Raw genomic sequence first — 23,152 nt, 5'->3', positions numbered from 1 at the left:
TTAATTTTCGTAAATTTACACCGATAAAAGAGAACAAGTCTGAACATGGCTTCTTTTAAAATTATTGCAAAATCTGGCTTATAAGACTGGAACTGAAAATTGAGAGTAAAAACCAACCTGTCAGACCTTCCAAAACAGCAAGATATCTGGCCACACCCCGAGCAGGCATATCGCCATAACCTAAAGTCACAAACGCATTCATGCTTAGTGCAAAGGCATTTAAAAATTGTTTGGAACCATGCACCAACTGAGTTTTTAAAAGTGATCGACTTCTTTTGGACCAAATACCTTTCCAGATCAATCTGAATTGAACCCTTTGTCCTTCTGATGGGAAAATGAAATATAAAATTCCAAACAAGAAAATAACAAAGGTTGACATCAAAATGGCTTTTACAGGATTAGTACCATAGTCACAAAAAAGTTTCAAAAACCTATTCAATCCCAACTCAAAAAAACTACTTATTGAAGGCGATTTATTTAAATTATACCTGGCTTTTTGGGTTTGTATATCTTTCATTTCAATATAGCATGCATTGTATGACTCCTGATCACCATTGTTTTTATAAGACCTTAATAATTGCGAATATACTTTTATCAGGTCAAAGTAATTTTCTTCTGTCGTATCAGTTATGGCATGAGTACCATTAAAATATCCATATTTAGTTTCTACGCCAAGTTTGAAAGATTTGATATATTTCCATCTGATATTAGTGCTTCCTTCGGGAATACTCATATTGTTGAATGAATTGGTCTCATGAAGCAGACTATTTGAAATGATAAAATTATTTGAAATTTTTGATCCTGAAAAATTGAGTGGCAAGCTGAATGTATCATTAACAATATTAAGTCTATCCAGTGATCCGAATCCACCACCAATACGCACGGATTCGTTTGAATTTGCATTTTTAGGGTTGAATGTCGAGGAGGAAAGCACCATATCCCCACCTTCCCTTATTGATTGAAAAGAGCAATTGCCAGACACGTCATTGCCGTAAAAATAGAGATTTAGTGGTTCATCATTTTGATAACAATGTATCCCGTCGTTAAGTGAGCAATTGGAAATAGTGGTTTGCTCAGTTGCTACAGACTCAAAAAGCGGAGCTTCGTTGAATACGCAATCTATTAAGTCAAAATAATAACTTTCAAATTTTACACAATATAACTCCTTATCAAATATACAAGTTCTGAATGTCAAATCGCCATAAACTCTGATGTCTTCAAAATGACATTTTGACTTAAATATGATTTTGGGCAAAATCATCCGTTTGGTAAAATACACATTTTGTACATATATCTCCTTTTCTACGGTAATGACCGGATAGGATTGCGTCAGGCTATCCATGTTGTGCCTTTGGTGGCTGTTTCCTGCCCCAAGCAAGTATCTGCTATCTTTTTCGCTATCAGCTACTATTTTTAGATTTAGAAGATAAATTTTTTCGCTTTCGGTACTTTGCATTTGTTGCACAAATTCAGAAATCGTCATGACGCGTTCGTCCTTGGTAGCTGCATATTGCCCAATGCACAATCGAGCACTCATCATGATGACAATGAGCACAATGGTTTGAACTACCCCTTGTTTTGATAACATAGATGACCTCTTGTTTTGAAATAATGTCCAAATCTAAGAGTTTCGGGTGAATAGGCAGTAGTTTCAAGACCAATTTTATATGAATAATAGGTGCATGCTAGAAATACTGCTTCAATACCTCCCATCCTTAACAAAAGGTAGCTTCTCCATCTTGCTCACTTTTAGACTAGGGAAGTTGGAGTATATATCATAGAGACCAAATCTCAATTTACCAACAAATTCGTTGTTATTTATATTACCAACGAATTAGTTGTGAACTAATTTGCCAACCAATTTGTTGTATAAGTGTAAATTGTAATAAAATGAGAATACCATGCAAAACAATCATCGGTACTGCTGCCGAAGGAAGTAAATATTTCCAAAGAAAAAGAATCGAAAGTCTCATATTGAGAGCTCTGCGAAAAGGAAATTTTGTCCACTTCACAGCACCAAGGAGAACTGGTAAAACTTCTATACTAAAAGAATTGGCCAATGAAACTTATGAAGACTTAGCATGTATTTATGAAGATATCGAATCTGATAAAACATCGGCCGACTTATACAAAAGACTCATAAAACTGATCGAAAAGTCCATCAATAAATCCACAACCTGGCGCAAAAAAATATGGACAACCATCACATCCAAAAAAATAAAAGGGATTAATGTTCTTGACGGAAGTATTGATTTGGATGATAAAGAAATAGATTACAAACAAGTATTTTTAGATTTAGTCTCTGCAATCAGCCAATCTGAAATCAAAATAGTCCTTTTTCTGGATGAGTTTCCCGATGTCATCAATAATATACTTGAAAATGAAGGTACAGAAGTAGCCCTAAATGTACTCCATACTTTGCGAAGCTTGAGACAAACTTCAGATTTCTCGCAATCTTTTGGTCTGGTATTTTCTGGTTCGGTTGGGCTCACTCACATCGTTAGAAAAATAGGTCGCTCCAAGTTGCTCAATGATCTGAAAGTAATTGAACTAGACCCATTGACGCCTGAAGAAACCGATGAGTTTATTTCTTTCCTAACGGATGGAGCCACCATGAATGTACCAATGGATACCAGAAATCATATCCAAACAAAACTCAGACAACTTATCCCATATTATATTCAACTTATCATCGAAAAAGGAGACGAATGGACCGAAGACAATAATAGGGATATGCTCACAGTCGCTGATGTGGATCTTATGTACCAAAAACTCATCACCGAAAATGATAAATTTATTGATTGGGTAGATAGGATAAAAACCTACTTCTCCGATCACTCTAAATTTTTATTGCAAGTATTAACCACCATCGCTCATCGGGATGAAATGGTCATGCAAGAAGTACTCAATATCGCCAATCAACACAAAGTAGAAGATTTTGAAGAGATGATCCACCAAGTCTTAGTGGCAGATGGATATCTTACAAAAAACGAAGGTGGAAAATTGATTTTTGCTTCACCATTGCTCAGGGATTGGTGGAAGTATCATTATAGCTTATCAAAATAATACAATAATGGTCGAAAAATATCATATTACCACGCATCAGGTATCGCAACTCTCAGCTGACGAGATCAAAAAGGGATTTATCGTTAGGAAAAATCTTCTGAACAGAATACTAACCAAGATTAATCATACCAATAGAACCGATTCCATCCAACATACGGTGTTCGTAGGGCCGCGTGGAAGTGGCAAATCATCCATGCTCAATCGAATCAAGGTCGAATATTTAGAAAGTGACAGATTTATTCCAATTTATTTGCCTGAAGAGCAGCCAGGACTTTACAGGTTATTTGATGTTTGGTTGGCGATCATAGATGAGATGATGGCGCTTGGTTATGATATACATCGCCCTGAAATCGACACATCGCAAGAAGATTTTTCTTATCTTTCAAAAACAGGATACACGGTCATCAGCGACTTTCTCAAAAAGGAAAACAAACAAATCATCCTTTTGATGGACAATATTGATCGGGTTTTTAAGAATATTGATGAAGACAAGGCACTCTTGAGGGAATTGCTGCAAAACCATAAAGACCTTATTATCATAGGTGGCAGTACGGAGATGTCAGAAGATTTTTGGGATTATGGAGATCCGTTTTATCAGTTTTTTAAGGTGGTAAGGCTCGAAGACCTATCCAAAACAGAAGTACAAGACTTACTTACCCACTGGAGCGAAGCCAATGTTCTACCACAAATCAAGGATATACTTCGCACTAATCCCGGCAAAGTGGAAGCCATCCGCCAAATGACAGGTGGCAATCCACGCACGATGATTATGTTTATCAGATTGCTGGTGGATAATGCGCACGCACAAGGTTTTGAATATCTCCAAGACATTATAGACAAAACGACATCCATCTATCAGGAACGTCTCCAACAACTCACACCACAACAACGCAAAATCGTAGTCGAACTTGCATCTATCTGGCAACCAGCCAACGTGGAGCAGCTCGTACACACCTGTCTCATGCCAAGCAGCCTCATCTCAGCCCAGCTCAACAAACTCCAGAAAGGCAGAATCGTAGAAGCTCTAAAACCAAAAAAAGGAAAGACCGTCTATCGACTCAAAGAACGCATGTTTAACCTATATCTCATCATGACACAAGCTGGTACACTTCAGAAAAAAAGAGCAAGGTATCTGACTGATTTTTTGGAAGTTTGGTATAATGGGGAAGAAATAAAGGATTATTATTACAAAACTATCCAAGAGTTTGGAAAAGTGTCTGGTACAAATACGTTAGTAAGGGCAAAAGCTTTAGCACATAGCAAATATATTTCAGCTGAAGAAAGAGATCATATATTGGACATAGTAAAAGAATCTCCATCTTTTTATGGCACTGATACTAGTATGTTGCCTGATAAGGCAGTTGAACTGATGGAAAAAGCCTTCAAAAAGTATCAACAGCATGAATACAATGAAGCTATAAATACCTTACTAACAATAGAACAAACATCAGAAATTATATATAGATTTTTAGGCCAATGTTACTACGAAATTGGAAATTTAAATGACGCTGAAAAATTTATAGTTAAAGCAATAGAAAATGGAAATACAAACGGTTTTAATCTTTATGCATCAATACTGTCGGACTTAAATAGGAAAGATGAAGCGGAAAAATACTACAAGGTTGCTATAGACAATGGAGATTACGAAGCACTAAATAACTATGCTATTTTACTTGCTGAATTAGGCAAGATTGAAGAGGCTGAAAAATTGTATTTAAAGGCTATTCAGCACGATATTCCAAATTCGATATATAATTATGCAAATTTATTAAGTGAAAATGATGATAGAAATAAAGCGGAAATGTATTTTATTATGGCAATTGACAAAGGGAACAATGATGCATTCCAAATGCTTCTGTTTAATTATTATTTTGATGGCAATAGACAGAAAGTAATCAATTTATTATTAAAGTATAAAGGGATGGATTATCCAAAGTTACTGAATGATATCTTACAATTGTGGTTAGGCAATTTAACTGAATACCATAAAGTTAGAAATTCTCTAACATTACACGACATTAATGACAAGCCTAAGTTTTATTTAAGAGAATCATTAGTCCACTATCAATATGATTGGGTTGTGGATCTCTTAATTGGAAATACAGAATTAAAAGAAGAACATGAACCATTGTATTTTGCTGCAATAATGCTTCAAGATCCAAAGTTGGATATAAATTTAATGATACCAGAGTCTATGCTAGAAACAGTGCAGAATATTATAGATTACGTGAAGGAAAGACAGGTATTTTATTATGGGACAAGTAAAAATAATTAGAAAATGAAATGGATAACGCCAAATGACATTAGACAATGGCCAGTTAATCAAAAAAAACATTCGGAAGAAAATGTCCCCGTTTTACTAAGAAAGCTAATATATGCATCAATAGAAAAAGAAGACATTTTGGAACTGGATATTACAGGTGGAGATTCAGTAGCATATAGTGGATATGATGGATATGTAAATCTTGTTAAAGGTAATAAATTTTTACCGTCAGGTAGGATAGTGTTTGAAATTGGTACCAATGATGCAATAAAGGGAAAAGCAGATAATGATTATAATGGAAGGACTAATAACCCGGGGGAAATAATACCATCGGAAACAACTTTTATTTTTGTAACCCCAAGACTCTTTTCGAATGGAAGGAATTGGGCTGACGAAAAAAGAAAGGAAGGAATCTGGGCTGATGTAAGGGTAATTAATGCGACTTTACTTGAGCAATGGCTTGAATACAGCCCTTCAGTCGGAGAATGGATGGCCAAAGAATTGCTTCTAAAATTTCCATCAGATGTAATTGGTTTGAATACCTTTTGGGAGAGTAAATTTCCAAATGATACAGATATAAAAATTCATCCAAATATAGTTTTAGGAGGTCGAGAAAATGAAACTTTAGCATTGCTTGAAAGATGTTCATTTGAAGGGGCTACAATTATATCAAGTGATTCTTCAAATGAATCGATTTATTTTATTGTTGCGACTCTTATAAATAGTGACGAATCTGAAAAGTTCACATCAAGAACTGTCATAATTAGTTCTGAAAAGCATATAAGTTCTTTGCTAAGTATTAAAGATAGGCTGATATTAATTCCAACTTATTATAACAGAGAAGTAATAGATGCATTAATTTCAGTAGGTCACACAGTGATAATTCCTATAGATAAGAATTCAAAACCTGAAAGATATATAAGTATAGACATAGAATCAATTGATGAAAGAGAATTTGACAATGCTTTAGAATTAAGTGGATTCAACAGAGAAAAAGTGAGGTTATTAGCTGGACAATCATTGAGAGATGTAAATGTACTCAGGTATATTTTAGAATATGAAAATACACCACCTGATTGGTCTTCTACTGATAATTTAAATGATATAATCCCATTCCTATTAATAAATTCATGGGATGAAAGTTATGAGATTGATCAATGGGCATTAGAAGAATTATCAAAGCGAAATTATAAAGAAGATATCACTAAAGTTGTAGCACGATTTAATGACACACTTATTAAAAAAGCGGGTGGCAAACATTTTGTTTCAAGTCCAAAGTTGGTATTCCATTTATTAAAGAATAAAATACCAAACTTTTACTTCGAAAATTTTAAAGAGATTGCTGTAAATATACTAACTTATGTTAATCCTTTTGTAAAAATGTCTGATAATGAACGATTTATGGCCCCATATTATGGGAAAAAGGCTAATTGTTCAAGAAATATTAAAAAAGGGCTTTGTCATACTTTAATTTTTATTTCAAAATCTGAAAGTATAATTAGTGAAGTACAAGCGAAAGTGTGGGTTGACAATATTATTGCTGAAGTTTTACGAAGTGATAATAAGGATCTATGGAAAACGCTTGATGATGTATTGGACCTTCTTGTAGAAGCTTCACCTGAAATTTTCCTTTATTCTCTGGATCATCATCTCAATAATAATTCAACAAGTATTAAAGGTGTTTTCGTGGATGAGAAATCATTTGGGTTATTCAATAATCACTATCATAATAGTTTATTATGGGCTCTTGAAAAAACTGCTTGGAGTATTCGATATTTTGAAAAAAGTATTTCATGTTTAATAAAACTGGCATCGATTGACCCTGGTGGTAGCACAATTAATAGACCTATAAATAGTCTGAAAGGCATTTATTCTCCTCGGCTTCCACAAACATTCGTGAATGCTGATGTAAGAATAAAGGTGTTGTCAAATTTTGTTATTGATTTTTCTAATGAGGTATTTGAAATCTGTAAAAGTATTTTAAACTATAATGACACAGTCTTTCCAAATGAAAAACCATACTTTGAATCTTATAATTCAGAAAAACATTCTGAATCTTATGCTGATATGCATTTGTCACAAAAAGGAGCTTTGGAGATTATTAGTAAAATTGATAACATATCTGAAAATGATTTGATTTCTTTGTTATGGTCAATTTATAGGGTTTTCAAAGAAACAAAAATTTTAATTATCCAACTGATTAAGGAAAGAGCTAATAAAGAAATGATCGAGCTATGGGAATCTATTGGGAAATTACTGGCAAGTGAGTTATCTGAAAGACATAAAAGAGATCAATTGGATTCAGATATTATTGATATGCTTAAAGATTTGCATGAGTATATATCTCCTGAAGATCCATTCATAAAAGTACAGCGATGGTTTAATGATCCATGGACTTATATTTTATTTGAACAAAATGACTTAAAAGAAGATGAAATATATGACGAAGATGTAAAACATAAGATTAGAGTTAGTATTGTTAAAGAATTAATTGATTCACATGGATTAGATACCTTTGTAAAAAAAAGTAACCTTTACAAACTACAATATTATGTTGGAAATACCATTGCTAACCTATTACATACTGATGATAGTATAATAACCTACTTTAAATCAAACTTAGGAGATAACCTAAATCCCCAAGCTGTCTCGGGCTTTACTTACAGAAAAGTATACAATGAAGGACTTGAGTGGGCTTTTAAATATTTTAAGAAGTTAATGAATCTTGGATTTGTAGATTCTTATGCAATTTTATCAGGGCTTCACACTAAAACAGAAGTTATTGACTTTATTGAAGATCAAACGGATGAAGACAAAGATTTCTTTTGGAGATATTGCAGTCCAATTTATCCTGAAGCAGATGAAAAACAATCATTACTTATTATAAATGGACTTGAAAAAACTGGTAGAATTCATCACTTATTTTTCTTTATATATAATAATAGAAAAGGAATTAGTACCAAGTTAATAATTGAAAATTTACTAAAATTTGGATATGGCAAAATGATATCATCTGATAATTTAGATGTTGATCCATTTAAAATTAAATGGCTATTAGATGAGGTCCGATCAAGAGAAGATAAAGATAATCAATCGCTTTTAAAACTTGAACTAATGTTCTTCGATCTCTTTGATGGTTATTCAGATAAAATGCCGAAGACTTTAAATTATGCTTTAAGCACTGATCCATTATTTGTGCTAGAATTACTGAAATTTACTTTCAAACAAGACCCAGATTCGAGTCAAGACTCAGAAATTGAGGAAGCTGAAGTTAACTTAGAGTTGGCAGCTAAGACTCATAGAATATGGACTAATTGGGACAAGCTAATTGATGAAGATGGTAATTTGATAGGTGTAAATGATCAAACTAAGTTATTTATTCTCGAGTCTAGGAAATTAGCTCAAAATGCAAATCGCCTTAGATATTTAGATTCAAAGTTCGGAGAAATATTGGCTAGTTTATTATTGAACCCTGATGGCAGCCTTAATAAAGAAGTAATGGGCTTAATTCAGGAAATAAATTCAAAATATATGATTTCTTCAATTGAAAGAAGATTATATAACGGTCCTTCAGGAGCCTATTTTACTGCAATGGACGGAGGAAAGACAGAGCTGTCAAAAGCTCAAAAATACCGAGACTTAGCAGACGAAATTAGATTTGAATATAGCGTTGTGGCATCTTGTTTTGAGAAAACAGCTGATAGCTTTGAACGATCTGCTCATCATTGGAAACAAAGAAGTATTGAAATGAAATTAGAAAGATAACTCCATCTAATACCTCCCATCCTTAATAAACGGCAGCTTCTCCATCTTGCTAACCTCCAGACTCGCGATGCCAAAATCATCCACTACTAGGTCTAATGAATTTGCAATTTAAAAAATAATTCACAATTCATGAATCATGAATTGTGAATTATTGTATGTTTGTGCTATGAAAAGGCAAGATATATTGATATTAGTTTGGCTTTGTTTGCAAGACAAAAAACCATCACAAAAGGAAATCTCTGAGAAATTGGATATTAGCCGTGCTGCGGTGTCATATGCAATCGAAAGGTGTATTGAATTAAATCTATTGGATAGAAAGAAATATCAGGTAAGGAAACAAGCGTTGCTGGAGTTTATATTTTATGGTTTGCCATATATTTACCCTGCAGTAATAGGTAGTATTGTCAAAGGAATACCTACTGGTGTAAGTGCATTTCCGCTCAATCAGTTATTTTCTAATGAACCAGGATATGTATGGGCCACTGATAGGGCCACGCACACTGGAATAAATATAGAACCGTTATATCCATCTATTCCTGCAATAGTGCTTGGTGACGCCCGAATGTATGAAGCATGTTCATTAATAGATGCTATAAGAATAGGCCATACGAGAGAAAGAGTGGAAGCATATCGTCGGCTAAAGGAAATAATAAAATGAGTCACCATCACAATTTGTTGAGAATTGCTACAGTGGCACAAGCTTTGGCTGAACTAAATAATGATGTAGTCTTTGTGGGCGGAGCTGTTGTTTCTTTGTACAGTCAAAAGCCACACCTTATGGATTTAAGGGTGACAGATGATATTGATGTCATAATAGAAATTGCAAATAGAGGGAAATATGTATTATTGCAGGAAAGGTTGAGAACATTAGGGTTTATTGAAGATGCTGAGTCAAATATAATTTGCAGATGGAAGGTGCAAGGTATTATTGTTGATATCATGCCAAATGATGCCGACATACTTGGCTTTTCCAACCCATGGTATGATGAAGGATATAGAAACCGAATAAAAACATCTGTAAGGGATCAGGAAATACAAATTTTTACCGCCCCGTATTTTATAGCGTCCAAGATAGCGGCACTGCATTCAAGATTGGATGGTGATCGATTGTTTGATTGGAGATGGAGTAGAGATTTTGAGGACATAATGAAAATAATTTCAGAAATTGATCTGTTTGATGAAAGCACCTTTATGTCAAAAGAATTGAAAGACTTCATCAAATCCGCGTTTGACAGTTTTCGCAAGGACTTAAATTTTCTTGAAGAAGCCATCTCGGCCAACTTAAGACCTCCGTTTTACACAGATCGTGACATTGAACTCATCATAGATAAAATAATTCTGATTGCAGATGTGTTGTAAAAATACAATCAATCAAAAACGATTCGATACTTTCCCCTTCCCAATTCACACATTCGTAATTCGTAATTAAAACCAATACTCCCTCCTTCATAAACGGCAGCTTCTCCATCTTGCTCACTTCCAGATCGCAAAGCCAAAACCATCGACTACTTTGCTTATATAGCACCTTTCATTTTTGAAAGAACAAATGATCGATAGAACTAAGAAAGATTAACTAAACTACTTAAATATAAGATATTAAAACGAAATTGAAAAAAAACTTATACTAGACTTATCTACTTGTGTGTATCATATAAGTCTTACCTTCAATAACTTTTGAGTCATTATTTGACGAATAACCTAAAGCTTTTGACAAATCAAAATACTTTTTACCAGATTTTTTGTACAAGTGAGCTATAAACAAATCATAGTACCTCATTATTTGAACCCTTTTAATCTCATTAACCTTATTTGCATTAGTTGCCAAAAATTTATCAAGTAGTAAGGTGTGGTCAGATAGAGTAGTATACCCTTGCTTGTCAAGATAGAATGCATCACCATATTTGTCAAATTCTACAGATAGTGCTTTAGCTGGTGATTTAACATGAGAAGACGCATCTTTTAATAGTCTCTTGACCTCACTTTCAAAACTTTTATCTAGAGGAGTAGTGCTTATTAAGGTAAGTTCAGTACTCATAAAATATTTATTATATGTAAAACGCTGTGTATCATTTATTTAAATCTTGTAAAAATATATAATTTATTACTATTCTGAAAAACGCATAAAGATAATTATTAGTTAGGTTATTAAACAAATTTTATGCCATTAAATTTTTCAAACATCGAACATTAACTTATTCTTAAAGAAGCACTTCTTAAAAACAGCATCAGCATTAGGATCTGGTTTATCGGGATCTGAGTCTTGCTCTGATGATTTGAGTGCTTGATAAAGATCGTGTTCCATCCTAGCTAGATAATTATTTGAGCTTTGATGTAGCTCTTCTATCAGTTGACTGCCATTATGCCAAACAGAGACTTTTAAAGATTCTTGCAATTCTATCTCAATATGCTTAAGCTCCGGCGTATTCTCTTTTAACATTTTTTTAGTTAATTTCTCAATACCATCAGGCGTAAATGACTTTCGATTTAATACAACAATGTGAAGGTTTCTTTCCTGCCCTTTTTGGGTACCGTTCTCCTCTTTCAAAAAAATACCATCCCAAATCTTTGTAAAGGTTGCAGGATTGTCTATAACATTCACAAATGAACTCCCTTCCATAAAAACATCATCTACGGTCAAAGATTGAAATGTAGACTTTTTCCCAAATACATGCTGTATGTTTGGAATGTCATAAGTAAATTTTCTACCATGCTCCTTCCATTTGCTATCAGTGTAGTTGTAACTAGTCTCATGTATAATCCGCTCATGGGAAATCTCCAGTAATTTGAAGCCATTGTTTGAGATGTCAGTTTCGCCATCTCTAATACTATGATGCATCAACCTAAGCCCTCTCATCATTAATGACTTGCCATATACAAAATCACCAGCCATAGGTTGTGTATGTTCATGGCCCACCAGAACTAAATCAATGTGATCTAGAAGCATTTCAATTGGACTTTGCTCACTTGCAGCAGCACTATATCTTTCCGTCCAATGTATCCAAGAAGGTGGATGATGCGCAACCAATATTTTAAATGCATTACTAATCTTATTATCCTGAAGGAACGCTTCTAGCCTTTCTTCAACTGTTTCGCTAAAATAAAACTGATTTCCATTTTCCTCATATGAAGGATAATCTTCTTTCTGAACTTTGGCAATAGGATTACTCAGACTCATCCAAGCTGAGTTAATGAGTACATAGACTACATTATATAACTTATCATACACCAAATAGTTTGATAAATAATTACCAATTTCAGTAATTAGAAACCTATTGTTATATTTACTTTTTAGAGTTTCTTTTAATGTATTATTGAATTCTCTTTCGAAAAACCCAAATAAATTATAGTCATAACTTGTGCCAGCAAGGCCTTCGATTTTTTCTTTAAATTTGCTATAAGTTTTTAAGTTTTTAATCTCATTAATTAACTCAGGTCTTTCAAGCATATTTCCTTCTGCATTTTTCCACCTTAAATCATGATTTCCAGGAATAGCCACGACAGGAATGGTGTCACATATAAATTTTATTTGTTGAAAGAACTCTGTGTAATACTTTGAAACGCCGCCATTCATAACGATATCTCCAGAAATGATGCACATATCAATATCTTTTATCTCAGTAATGAACTTATTCAAATTTTTAAACATTTTACCAAGCTTGGAAGTATCAGAAATTGTTTGATAATGAATGTCACTTAGCCATAATATTTTATAAGACTTAACCATAATTATAAAGGTTTAATTGTTTTTAAATAAATCAAGTTTAAAATGCAACGACGCATCCCACAATGAGTAGATCGTTGCATTTTTTATTTTCAGATACTATTCTTTTACTTTCATGTTTTTAATATAAAATCCACCAAAAGGGTCTACATATACGGTAGCTTCTTCTGAAAGTAAGCTATCCAATATTTTACCTGAACTAGCACAACGAGGTAGAAGTTGAATTTCGTTTTTGAAAATATTAATCTTTAAATGTTCAAGGTAATGACACATCAAATTAAGGTAATACTTTTCAGGGTAGTTGCTTGATGTCCCTGATATTATATAATTATAGCCATCAGACAACTTGTTTATGCTCAATTTTTCTTCCCTTACCTTACAATATTGATGCACCGTGTCGGCTGTGTTTGTATAATTATTCATCAAATTTACAAACTTACCAATTTCTTCCCTTGAAGATTCGCTAAATTGTATGGTCTTTAGGTCTTTAACTGCACTATAGTAATTAAAGAGCTTTTTAATTTTATTAGGGTACGTTTGAGTTTGTATATTGTTATACTGTAGTACTAACTGAATTCTATAATATTCTTTAAGAAACGCCAACTCTGTGATACTCCCATTAGAGTCGTAGTTTTTGGAATGCTGTAGCATGTGCACCCAAGACCAAAATTCATAGCTCTCTGCTGACTTGTTATAGACATATTCATATTTGACTAAATCATAAAGGAAGTAGTTAACATCAAAATCTATTACTTCAAGAAAAGGAAAATCTTTATAAAGTAGCGTTTTTACTTCATCATGAGACTCTTTGCAGGCGGTATTTTCTATCTTATTTTCTGACAAATTAAATACTTCTTTTATTAGTGCATTAAATACAATGGCTGGCTCCAGCAAGTCAAATGCATTGTAGTTTACATTGATGAAATTTGAAATAGTAGTCTCATTTTGATGGGTAACAATCATTTGTTTGTTCTTAAAAAAAGTATTGTTTATGATCTTCACCAATGAGTCATAAGTACATGTCAATTGAGTGATGGAATTGTTAAAATCAATTTGGAAGTCATTAAATTCTTCAAAATTGTAATTATTAAATATTCGTGCTGTAAAAGCGCTCTCAAATATGTCTATAATTTCACTATACTCATTCTCAAGTTTATATACTATCAAGTTTGATCGACCATTATTAAAATTGCTTTGTACTAATTCCGCATTATGGGCGATATCATTCTTAAACCAACATAAAGTAGGACGCAAATCGATCATGTAGCCATACGAGATAGGATCTATGATGCCATTGTTATAATTGGTAAACATTTTAATAATCTTCTCTCTTATTTGCCTAGATATTTTAAGTTTACTCAAGTTGTCATTCAAGTCCATTAAGTCAATTTCGAGATCTTTCAGGTTTGCGAATATTGTGTTAGTGATATTGAGATTCTTCTTCGTGGTGGGCATTTTATTATAAATTGGACTTGTCTTTAGTCTCCTTACATATCCCTTTATATTCGTTCGTAGATTTTCATATATGATGTGATTTGCGCCTACCTTGGTTCTTGTAGTGCCTTTAAATAGCAAATCCATCTTACCATTTATAAAATAAGGTGTATCTTTAATTGCTGTCTCGAAATTTGTATTCTTTGTAATATCATGTAGGGCTCCTGGTTTGATGTGCAGTTCTACATCGGTCATACAATCATAATCATTAAGTTTTCCTTCCTTAAATTTGTAATACTCCGCACCAAGGTATGAATTGGTGTCAGAAAATACATTTTTGGCCTTACAAATTTCATAAGTCATTTCAGATAGCCCATACAGTGATTTTTTATGTATTGGTTTTAAAATTTTCGAATCAGCCAATTCTGAAAAGTGAAGCTCTCTTATTTCTAATAGTTGAGCAAATAGTTCATTTGGTGTTGCGCCAAATTGTATGAGTGTAATTTCACACCAATTGTATGAAAAAAAGGCTATAAATTTTTTATTTTTAAGGATTGATTCTATTTTATCTATTACTACTTTCAGAAAATCATGTCCCGCACCGATTAAGAAAGCGTTGTTTAGCTTGAGATTTGAGATAAGTACGAAATTTTCATCAATATTTCCTTTTGGTTCTGCAGGGAATATTTCTGATAATTTCTTATTATTACCTATCGGAGCAATTCCCGCGATGACTTGATAACTTACAGGTTTATTTTTTGTGCTATCCATGTCTCTATCTTCATAAAGCCGCTGAGCAAATTTGTAGCTATCTCTCAGTGTTATAAAAGCTAAGTCAAAAGCGCCGAAAATATGATAAATTTTTGGGTTGTAGAGATGGTTTTGTGCTGAACCTTTGGTCTTGTCTTTATATTTGGCATACATATCTTTTTTAGTGTCCACAAAATCTTTCGTACTAGGAGTTGATGACGTATTCTCATGGTTTGGATAAGTACACAACGCTATATGTATTGGCCATGGGGAAAATTCAAAAGCATTATACTTATCAGTTGTAGTTTTACTACTCATGGATATATTGTTTTGCAAAAGCTGCAAAAGTAATAATAATTTTTTTATTTTTACCTTCACTTCTTTTCTCATCCTCCCTCAATACCTCCCATCCATAACAAAAAGCAATTTCTCCATCTTGCTCACTTTCAGACTCTCAAAGCCAAAATCATCGACTACCTTACCTAATACGATGTAGCAACCTTTGCCCTGAAATGCGTAGGCTTTCAGACTCGGTGGCTTTGATTTCTTCTCTCCTTACTAAGAACCAACCCATATGATGTATCCCGTAGGGCGACTCGTCGAGTAGTCCAAGCTGTCCCATCTGGTCAGAACTACTTCTTCTTTTTTTTGTTATTTGCCACTGAATACTTCTGAAATTATGGGGCATTATGATTTTATCATCGCGGGCAGTGGCGCAGCAGGAATGATGACAGCTTTTTTCATGAGCAGTGATCCGTATTTTGATTCAAAATCAATTTTGATCATTGACAGAGATGAAAAAAATCAAAATGACCGCACCTGGTGTTATTGGGAAAGAGGGCAAGGTCATTGGGATCATATTTTGACCAAACAATGGAAGAAGATCTATTTTGGAAGTAAAAATTGGGCTAAAACTATAGATTTAAAAGACTATACCTACAAAATGATCAGAAGTAAGGACTTCTATAATGATATACATGCCAGGCTTTCTCAAAAAAAGAATATTAAAATTAGTACCGAAAATATCCTTTCCATTAAGGATATGGAGTCATCGGTTCAAGTCATCACAGATATGGCTTCCTATTCTGCAGGGAAAGTCTTTTCCAGTATTTTCAATCCTGCATGGCTCATGGACAATACTGATTTCCCATATCTCAAACAACATTTTACAGGATGGTTTGTTCAGACAGAAAGTCCTCTATTTGATGCTAATGTGGCAGGGTTTATGGATTTTGATCTGCCCCAAAAAGGAAATACCCGGTTTATGTATGTTTTACCTACTTCAGATCATGAAGCATTGATAGAATATACACTTTTTTCAGAAAATCTACTCCATCCGGATGAGTATGAAAGAGAAATTAATGTCTATCTCAAGGAGAAGTTAAAAATTAATGACTACACCATTATTGAAAAAGAGTCCGGCAATATCCCCATGACGTGTTATCCATTTGAAAACCATAATACTCCCAACATCATGTACATAGGTAGTGCCGGTGGGTGGACAAAACCCAGTACAGGCTATACTTTTGCACGAAGTACTAAGATATCACAAATAATGGTTGAATTTCTGAAATCCCATACTGATTTGACCAAATTTTCTTTCAAAAACAGGTACTGGTACTACGATCTTATATTTATTAAGGTGCTTGCAGACCATAATGATGCAGGACATGAAGTGTTTACTTCGATATTTAAAGGTCAAAGTATCGAGAATGTCTTCAAATTTCTTGATGAAGAAAATACCTTTGAAAATGATCTCAGGTTAATCATGTCTACACAGCCCAAAGCTATATTTTTAAAGTCTGCTTTATTATCACTTAAAGGAATTATTTTAGATAAGCTTAGATAAGATTGATAAAATATAAAAAATATAAACCCCCAACAATAAAGACTATAACTTAAAGCATAATATAAATCAGAAATCTTCTGGAACAAACCGGATTTTTATAAAATTTTTTTGAAAACTCTTTTTGCTTTTTAGTAGTATCCTGTAAAGTGGCAAAACTAAAAGCCAAACCCATAAAAATCAGGCCGTAGTTATAATCATTCCACATAGAATCAAACCCTGTAAAAAAGGGTTTATAAAAATAACCTACAGCTGAAAGCATTAAAGGATATTGCAAATAACTGGCTTTCTGAAAATATTCTTTATAATCATTCATTTCGGTTACTTTAACTCCCTGATCTTAAGGTTTCTATACCAAACTTTGTCCCCATGATCCTGCAAAGATAGGTGACCTGCCTTTGACTTTCCGAAATCCGGCATATCTTTAAATTTACTATTGGCTACCATCTTTCTCCATTTGTCATCATGCATGGTGAAGTTCACCACATTGATACCATTGAGCCAGAATTCAACATTGCCCTTATTGCTCTTTATTCTGGCTTCATTCCATTCGCCCGCCGGTCTGACAGTCGGATATTTACATTCTATCATATCATACAAATCTCCTGCCCTGTGGGTTACAAATCTGCTGTCAGGGTGGCATGTATTATCAAGCACCTGCATCTCGGGTCCGGTCTTCCATACGTAATCGTATTTGTCCGCTTCCACTACATTGAACATGACACCACTGTTTCCACAATTACTGATCTTCCATTCATAAGTAAAGTCAAAATTTTCGTACGATTTATTAGTAATGATATCACCTCCATCTGCTGCCTGCCAATGACCGTCTTTATTAGGTTTGGCGTCCAGATGTATCGCATCTTCATTGATAACCCAACTTTTTCCTATGGTTTTTTTCTTGAAGTTTCTCCAGCCGTTTAGTGTTTTACCATCAAAGAGCAATTGCCATCCTGCTCTCTTTTCTGCCTCGGTAAGTGCATTTATGGCATAGTTATAAGGAGATTTTTTGGCAATTCCATTATTATTCTTTGGCACCTGATTCATGGTGTACCAGGATTCTGTAGACCATATGCCTCTTCCTCCTTCACTGATATAATGTTTTTTAAGTCGGATGTAAATCATGTGATTGTCTTTATGGCCATCAAACTCCAAAAATACTTTTTTACGGTCATCAGAAACAGTTGCTGATTTCACGGTAAGTTTCTTTTCATCCAGTTTAGGACCACCATACTCGATACTGGGTTTGTAGTACCATTGTTTGACTTCGAAGTGTTCGGTATTCCATCCATCTCCATCCTGAAGGGGCTCTGTAAATTCTATTTCCATACCATTGGACTTGGCTCTGACAGCCAGCATTTCGAAGGTAGGTTGATTGTTGAACACAAGTCTTTGCAAACCGTAGTGGAGTTTACCTGTTTGTCCCCAATTGCCAGGATTGCCTATACCTCCTACGTAAAGAGCACCATCCGGTCCCCATTGAAGCCTGTTGACACCTGCCTCGAGCCCCTGAATAAATCTGAATACGCAACCCTGCAACTGGCCATTGATTTCTTCGACAAATACTCTTTTGACGCCGCCATGCGTCACTTCACCATGGATCATTTGCCCTTTATATGGACCAAGATCAAGCGCCAGAGGTGTACTTGGAGAATTGCCGATTTCATCCTGTGGCAACCATACCAGTGGAAGATCTTCTTTTTTATCTTTTGTTCCTTCGTGATCGACCGATCTCGATCCAAACCAGGCTCCGTCTCTTACGTGAACTATCTTGGAGGAAGGCAACCAGTCACCCTGATTATCAGCCACAAAAATATCACCTTTATACCCTATACCGATACCATTTGGAGTGCGAAGACCTGATGCAAAAAATGTCATAGCTCCCGTATTTTTATCGACTTTGATTACTTTGCCTCGATCCGGAATCTGCGGTTGGGTACTGGCACCTCCGGGATTAATGGCCGTAGCTAATGTAGCATAAAAATACCCGTCTTTATAAGCAAGGCCAAATCCAAACTCGTGAAAATTTGTGGATACTTTCCAGTCGTCACAAAGGGTTTGGTATTCATCAATGATATCGTCCCCGTTTGTGTCAATAAGTCTTGTCATCTCATGTTTCTGCATGACATAAATTGTGTCATTGACAACTTTGACACCGAGTGGTTCTGCCAGTCCGAAACCTATTTTTTTTACTTTCATTTTGGTAGTATCGCCTGATTGGACATTGTCCACGATATAGATCGATCCTGCAGCATCCCAGGTACTAACTACCAGACGGCCATCAGACAGAAAATCCAAACCTCCAACTTTAGGTTTAAAACTATCTGGTCGTGCCTGGAACAAATCAAATGACGGGTGGACCTCTTGCAATGGGAACTTATCACCAGGGATTTTGGTAAGATTGGCCATCGGCAATCTGTACTCTCTTAGCAGGTTTTGCTGGTCATTTTTGTGGAAAAAACTAAAATTGGAAATGACTTCAAAATCTTTCCCGCCGGGTTTTTTCCAGTTGAATGAAAGAAATCTGCCACCTGCACCTTGAAAATACTCCAGTCTGAAAGAATAGTATCCGGGTGTCATTGATATACTTACTTCACCATAGTCAGCGCCATGAATACCATCATTATCGATCACTTTTTGTCCATTGATATACAATTTTGAACCATCATCGCTCCAGATATGAAAAGTATAAGTGCCCGCAGTATCAATCTTTAGGTATCCGGAACCAATCAAACAAAAGTTTTCTTCAAGCTCTTTGAAATCCCCTCCGGAAAGGTTATCAAACTTGGGCAAAATGCCAGCTTGCATTGGCTTTTGATTTGGACCAATGGATGGCATTAACTTCGTATTTTTGGGAATTCCATACACCTTAACAATACTTCCGGGAAGCAAATCTTTATCTTTGACCGAAGTATCAGGACTCATAGTAAGCAGGGAGGTTCCTTTTTCATCCACTGCAGCTACCTCAACATCTTTGTCCAGTGACATGATGTAGCTGACCATCTCCTTGATGACTTCATCTCCCAGATCAGGATGTGGAGTCATGGCCTGTTCTCCCCATATCCCTGAACCACCGTTTTTAACTTTGGTGCTCAAAAGAGTGATATTTTCAGGTGTGTTTTTGTATTTTTGGGCGATTGCTGTGTATGAAGGTCCTATTGTTTGAAGAGTCTTATTGTGACAGGTTTTACAATCGCTTTTTGCTATTTGTTTTAATCCTTCAGGAATTTCGCCTTCTGTTGTTTCTTCATTTTTTTCTTCTTCATTACCACCAGCTACATTTTTATTTTCTATGGTAGGTATACTTATGAAAGTTGTATGGTATTTAGTAGGTTTATTGCTGTTTAATATCAATACCGCATCGATATTGATGGCATTGACATCATCATATTTTATATCTTCCTTAGATATCACAGACAAAGTACCATCTGTCGAAATATTGCTTTCCACCACTATAGAACTTGCATTTGATTTGAGCCCTAATTTAAATCCATCAGGCACATTTTCAGTAATAAATGTCCTCTCAAGAACTGGAGATCCACTGGAAGAACTATTTGTTTCTACTTCTTCAAAAACATGGATAGGTTTTGCAAATTTGTCTGAAGTAAAAGCGTACATGAGTTGTGCTTTACCACCGGCAAACCTATGTCCTTTGTAATGAAAAGTTGAAGGAATGGTATCTTTGCCTGAAAGTATAAACCAGGGATTTTTGTACTTATTTTCAACATAACTGTTGCCTATGGAGATCGGCTGAGGACCATGTGCTGTAGTATATACGGCACCATCAAAATAGACACTTCCTTTCCATGCTTTGTACAATGCGCCGGTCTCCGCATGATACGATACCCACAACTTATCTGAAAGGGCGAGCGTGATCATTCTAGGGTTCCAGTCAAGTACTGATCTGAACACCCAATGTTCTATAGGTCGGGATTTGGTGCTGGTTTCATTTTTTTTACACCCAATTACTACACCAAGAATGATGAAAATGAATATTACTATATTAAGTGGCTTCAAAAGAAAATTTTTAGGACGTTATAAAAGTGGTCTAAATGTATAAATAGATTTTAAATCATTGATTAATTCGGGCAGTATTTTTTAAAAATTCTGATTTAATGTCATTTAGTTAAGACATCTTTATGAAGTCTTTCCCTTGTAAAGGAAAGATTTAGATAGGGTAAAACAAAGAAAAATTCCTTATCTAACGATATTGAATTCTTATTTAAAAGAGTTCATATTCATATAGTTCTTTAGAACCCTAACCACTCTGAAATTTTGATTTACATCGAGTATGTATAACAAATTTCACAAATTAGTATTTTCTTCCCCGCTACCCTCAATCCCTTAAGAGCTTGTCAAGCTACGCTTGAGACGACCCTCTTAATTATAACAGGTTTCAACAAAAATCAAGAAAAATAATAAAAAGTGCAATTTGTTATGCACACTTACATCGAAACTATTTACATATTTATAGGAAAATGCAGACATTTGCATCATCAAAATAAAAGGTCACATGGAAAAGAGAGGTGTTGAAGTATTAAAAGATAAAAGGATCAGTAAATCCACAGCATTTACGGCTGAAGAAAAAGAACAAATGGGACTCAGAGGATTGTTGCCATATGCTATTTCTTCGCAGGACAAACAAAAGCAAAGAGTCATTGAAAATATCAGAAGAAAGGAATCCAGTATTGAAAAATATATCTTTCTTTCCGCGCTTCAGGATCGCAATGAAAGATTATTCTACAAGACAGTGATGGACTATCTTCCTGAATTGTTGCCGGTCATCTATACACCCACTGTGGGCGAAGTGTGTCAGCAGTTTTCGCACATCTACAGGATAGACAAGGGATTTTATATCACTCCTGAAGATAAAGGAGATATTGGGCAATTGCTGGACAACTGGCCGGAACGCGATGTTAGAATCATTGTTGTCACAGACGGATCCCGGATATTGGGGCTAGGTGACCTTGGGTGTAACGGTATGGGTATTCCTATCGGCAAACTTTCATTATATACTGCAGGAGGTGGTATACGACCGGAATATTGCCTGCCTGTCATGCTGGATATGGGTACAGATAATGAACATCTACTCGAAGAGATTATGTATCTGGGTTATCCTCACAAGCGCCTGAAGGGAGCAGAATATGACGAGCTGATCGATGAGTTTATCATGTCTGTGCAGGAAAAATTTCCAAAGGCACTCATCCAGTTTGAAGATTTTCTTACACCCAATGCATACAAAATTCTGCATCAGTATCGGGATAAAGTATTGTGTTTCAATGATGATATCCAGGGCACAGCAGCTGTGGCTTTGGGTGGTGTTTATAGTGCACTGCGTATCACTCAACAATCGTTTGTTGACCAGAAAATCATGTTTCTGGGAGCGGGATCTGCGGCCACAGGTATCGCTGACCTGATGGTAAAAGCACTGGTTCAGGAAGGTATGAATGAAGGAGAAGCACTGCAAAAACTTTGGTTTGTTGACATCAATGGCTTGATAGTCAAATCCACCAAAGGATTGATGTCGCATAATTTGAAGTATGCTCATGACCACGAACCCATGGGATTTATAGAAGCTATCAAAGATATAAAACCTACCATCCTCATCGGTGCTTCAGGTGCTAAAGGTGTATTTACATCAGAAGTAATAGAACTCATGTCATCCATCAATGAGAGACCAGTAATCTTTGCACTTTCCAATCCTACTTCCAACTCTGAATGCACCGCCGAACAAGCTTATACATGGAGCAAGGGACAGGCTGTATTTGCCAGCGGAAGTCCTTTTGCGCCTGTGCAATATAATGAAAATGAGTTTATACCTGGTCAGGGAAATAATGTTTATATATTTCCGGGCATAGGGTTGGCAGCTATTTCTGTCGAAGCAAAAACACTGCCTGAAAGTGTATTTTTAGTTGCGGCTGCCGAACTGGCCAGACAGATTCATCAGTCTGACCTGGATCACGGTACGGTGTATCCCAAGCTAACCAATCTCAGGACTATTTCATTTGAAATTGCAGTATCCGTGGCTAATCATCTTTATGACCTGAATCTCGCTAAATTAGAAAAACCCAAAAATCTACGGACTCACATTAAAAATATGATGTATGATCCCAGTTATTGACCCCAATTTAAATTTTATATAACAAAAGTTATATTGCAGTACCAATTCAAATATGTGACCTTTGTCTTTTGAAACGTCTTATAGGCAATAAAAATAATTAGAATGAGCCAAAATGAAACTAATGCATTATGGGAAACTAATGCAGATAAAATATTAAAACTTATTGTTGGGATTGTTTTGGTGATA

General features: G+C 35.0%; 13 protein-coding genes. 7 read left to right on the top strand and 6 right to left on the bottom strand.

The window, feature by feature from the left end; translation table 11 throughout:
- Positions 1-61 precede the first annotated feature (61 nt).
- A complete protein-coding gene (locus tag IPK35_05830; protein MBK8052794.1) occupies positions 62-1,588 on the bottom strand; it encodes a hypothetical protein in 1,527 nt (508 codons plus the stop codon).
- 302 nt (positions 1,589-1,890) lie between these two features.
- On the opposite strand from IPK35_05830, the gene IPK35_05825 reads away from it, so the two are divergent.
- From IPK35_05825 to IPK35_05805, 5 genes are all read left to right on the top strand, one after another.
- Positions 1,891-3,066 (top strand): ATP-binding protein, encoded by a 1,176-nt coding sequence (locus tag IPK35_05825; GenBank protein ID MBK8052793.1) that lies wholly within the window; start codon positions 1,891-1,893, stop codon positions 3,064-3,066.
- Positions 3,067-4,435: 1,369 nt separating this feature from the next.
- Entirely contained in the window at positions 4,436-5,341 is a 906-nt protein-coding gene (locus IPK35_05820; protein MBK8052792.1) for a tetratricopeptide repeat protein, read from the top strand.
- A gap of 3 nt (positions 5,342-5,344) precedes the next feature.
- Positions 5,345-9,094, top strand: coding sequence for a hypothetical protein (locus IPK35_05815; protein ID MBK8052791.1), 3,750 nt, complete (start codon positions 5,345-5,347; stop codon positions 9,092-9,094).
- A gap of 136 nt (positions 9,095-9,230) precedes the next feature.
- Complete coding sequence (locus IPK35_05810) at positions 9,231-9,752, top strand: winged helix-turn-helix transcriptional regulator (protein ID MBK8052790.1); 522 nt, start codon at positions 9,231-9,233, stop codon at positions 9,750-9,752.
- On the top strand, positions 9,749-10,453 hold the full coding sequence (locus IPK35_05805) for a hypothetical protein (protein MBK8052789.1): 705 nt from the start codon (positions 9,749-9,751) through the stop codon (positions 10,451-10,453). Before IPK35_05810 ends, IPK35_05805 begins: the two co-directional genes overlap by 4 nt.
- A gap of 271 nt (positions 10,454-10,724) precedes the next feature.
- On the opposite strand, the gene IPK35_05800 is transcribed toward IPK35_05805, so the two are convergent.
- The 3 genes from IPK35_05800 to IPK35_05790 form a co-directional block, all read right to left on the bottom strand.
- On the bottom strand, positions 10,725-11,129 hold the full coding sequence (locus IPK35_05800; GenBank protein ID MBK8052788.1) for a hypothetical protein: 405 nt from the start codon (positions 11,127-11,129) through the stop codon (positions 10,725-10,727).
- A gap of 138 nt (positions 11,130-11,267) precedes the next feature.
- A complete protein-coding gene (locus IPK35_05795) occupies positions 11,268-12,818 on the bottom strand; it encodes a metallophosphoesterase (GenBank protein ID MBK8052787.1) in 1,551 nt (516 codons plus the stop codon).
- Between the two features lie 96 nt (positions 12,819-12,914).
- Complete coding sequence (locus IPK35_05790) at positions 12,915-15,317, bottom strand: hypothetical protein (GenBank protein MBK8052786.1); 2,403 nt, start codon at positions 15,315-15,317, stop codon at positions 12,915-12,917.
- A 361-nt stretch (positions 15,318-15,678) separates the two neighbouring features.
- On the opposite strand from IPK35_05790, the gene IPK35_05785 reads away from it, so the two are divergent.
- Positions 15,679-16,848, top strand: coding sequence for a lycopene cyclase (locus IPK35_05785; protein MBK8052785.1), 1,170 nt, complete (start codon positions 15,679-15,681; stop codon positions 16,846-16,848).
- Positions 16,849-16,897: 49 nt separating this feature from the next.
- On the opposite strand, the gene IPK35_05780 is transcribed toward IPK35_05785, so the two are convergent.
- Complete coding sequence (locus IPK35_05780) at positions 16,898-17,161, bottom strand: hypothetical protein (GenBank protein ID MBK8052784.1); 264 nt, start codon at positions 17,159-17,161, stop codon at positions 16,898-16,900.
- A gap of 5 nt (positions 17,162-17,166) precedes the next feature.
- Positions 17,167-20,847, bottom strand: a complete 3,681-nt coding sequence (locus IPK35_05775; protein ID MBK8052783.1) for a DUF1080 domain-containing protein — start codon at positions 20,845-20,847, stop codon at positions 17,167-17,169.
- Between the two features lie 511 nt (positions 20,848-21,358).
- Here IPK35_05775 and IPK35_05770 point away from each other — a divergent pair.
- The gene (locus IPK35_05770; GenBank protein MBK8052782.1) at positions 21,359-22,966 is read left to right on the top strand and encodes an NAD-dependent malic enzyme; all 1,608 of its coding nucleotides are present in this window, start codon (positions 21,359-21,361) and stop codon (positions 22,964-22,966) included.
- The last annotated feature ends 186 nt before the right edge of the window (positions 22,967-23,152 follow it).

This window comes from Saprospiraceae bacterium (assembly GCA_016713025.1).
Taxonomy (GTDB): domain Bacteria; phylum Bacteroidota; class Bacteroidia; order Chitinophagales; family Saprospiraceae; genus OLB9.
This window is presented reverse-complemented; position numbering and strand designations above follow the sequence as displayed.

Excerpts from the sequence above, each read along its gene's own strand:
- IPK35_05810 (MBK8052790.1), top strand. The coding sequence starts at position 9,231 with ATGAATTGTGAATTATTGTATGTTTGTGCTATGAAAAGGCAAGATATA.
- IPK35_05825 (MBK8052793.1), top strand. The coding sequence starts at position 1,891 with ATGAGAATACCATGCAAAACAATCATCGGTACTGCTGCCGAAGGAAGT.
- IPK35_05815 (MBK8052791.1), top strand. The coding sequence starts at position 5,345 with ATGAAATGGATAACGCCAAATGACATTAGACAATGGCCAGTTAATCAA.
- IPK35_05805 (MBK8052789.1), top strand. The coding sequence starts at position 9,749 with ATGAGTCACCATCACAATTTGTTGAGAATTGCTACAGTGGCACAAGCT.
- IPK35_05780 (MBK8052784.1), bottom strand. The coding sequence starts at position 17,161 with ATGAATGATTATAAAGAATATTTTCAGAAAGCCAGTTATTTGCAATAT.
- IPK35_05770 (MBK8052782.1), top strand. The coding sequence starts at position 21,359 with ATGGAAAAGAGAGGTGTTGAAGTATTAAAAGATAAAAGGATCAGTAAA.
- IPK35_05785 (MBK8052785.1), top strand. The coding sequence starts at position 15,679 with ATGGGGCATTATGATTTTATCATCGCGGGCAGTGGCGCAGCAGGAATG.
- IPK35_05820 (MBK8052792.1), top strand. The coding sequence starts at position 4,436 with ATGGAAAAAGCCTTCAAAAAGTATCAACAGCATGAATACAATGAAGCT.
- IPK35_05800 (MBK8052788.1), bottom strand. The coding sequence starts at position 11,129 with ATGAGTACTGAACTTACCTTAATAAGCACTACTCCTCTAGATAAAAGT.
- IPK35_05790 (MBK8052786.1), bottom strand. The coding sequence starts at position 15,317 with ATGAGTAGTAAAACTACAACTGATAAGTATAATGCTTTTGAATTTTCC.
- IPK35_05795 (MBK8052787.1), bottom strand. The coding sequence starts at position 12,818 with ATGGTTAAGTCTTATAAAATATTATGGCTAAGTGACATTCATTATCAA.
- IPK35_05830 (MBK8052794.1), bottom strand. The coding sequence starts at position 1,588 with ATGTTATCAAAACAAGGGGTAGTTCAAACCATTGTGCTCATTGTCATC.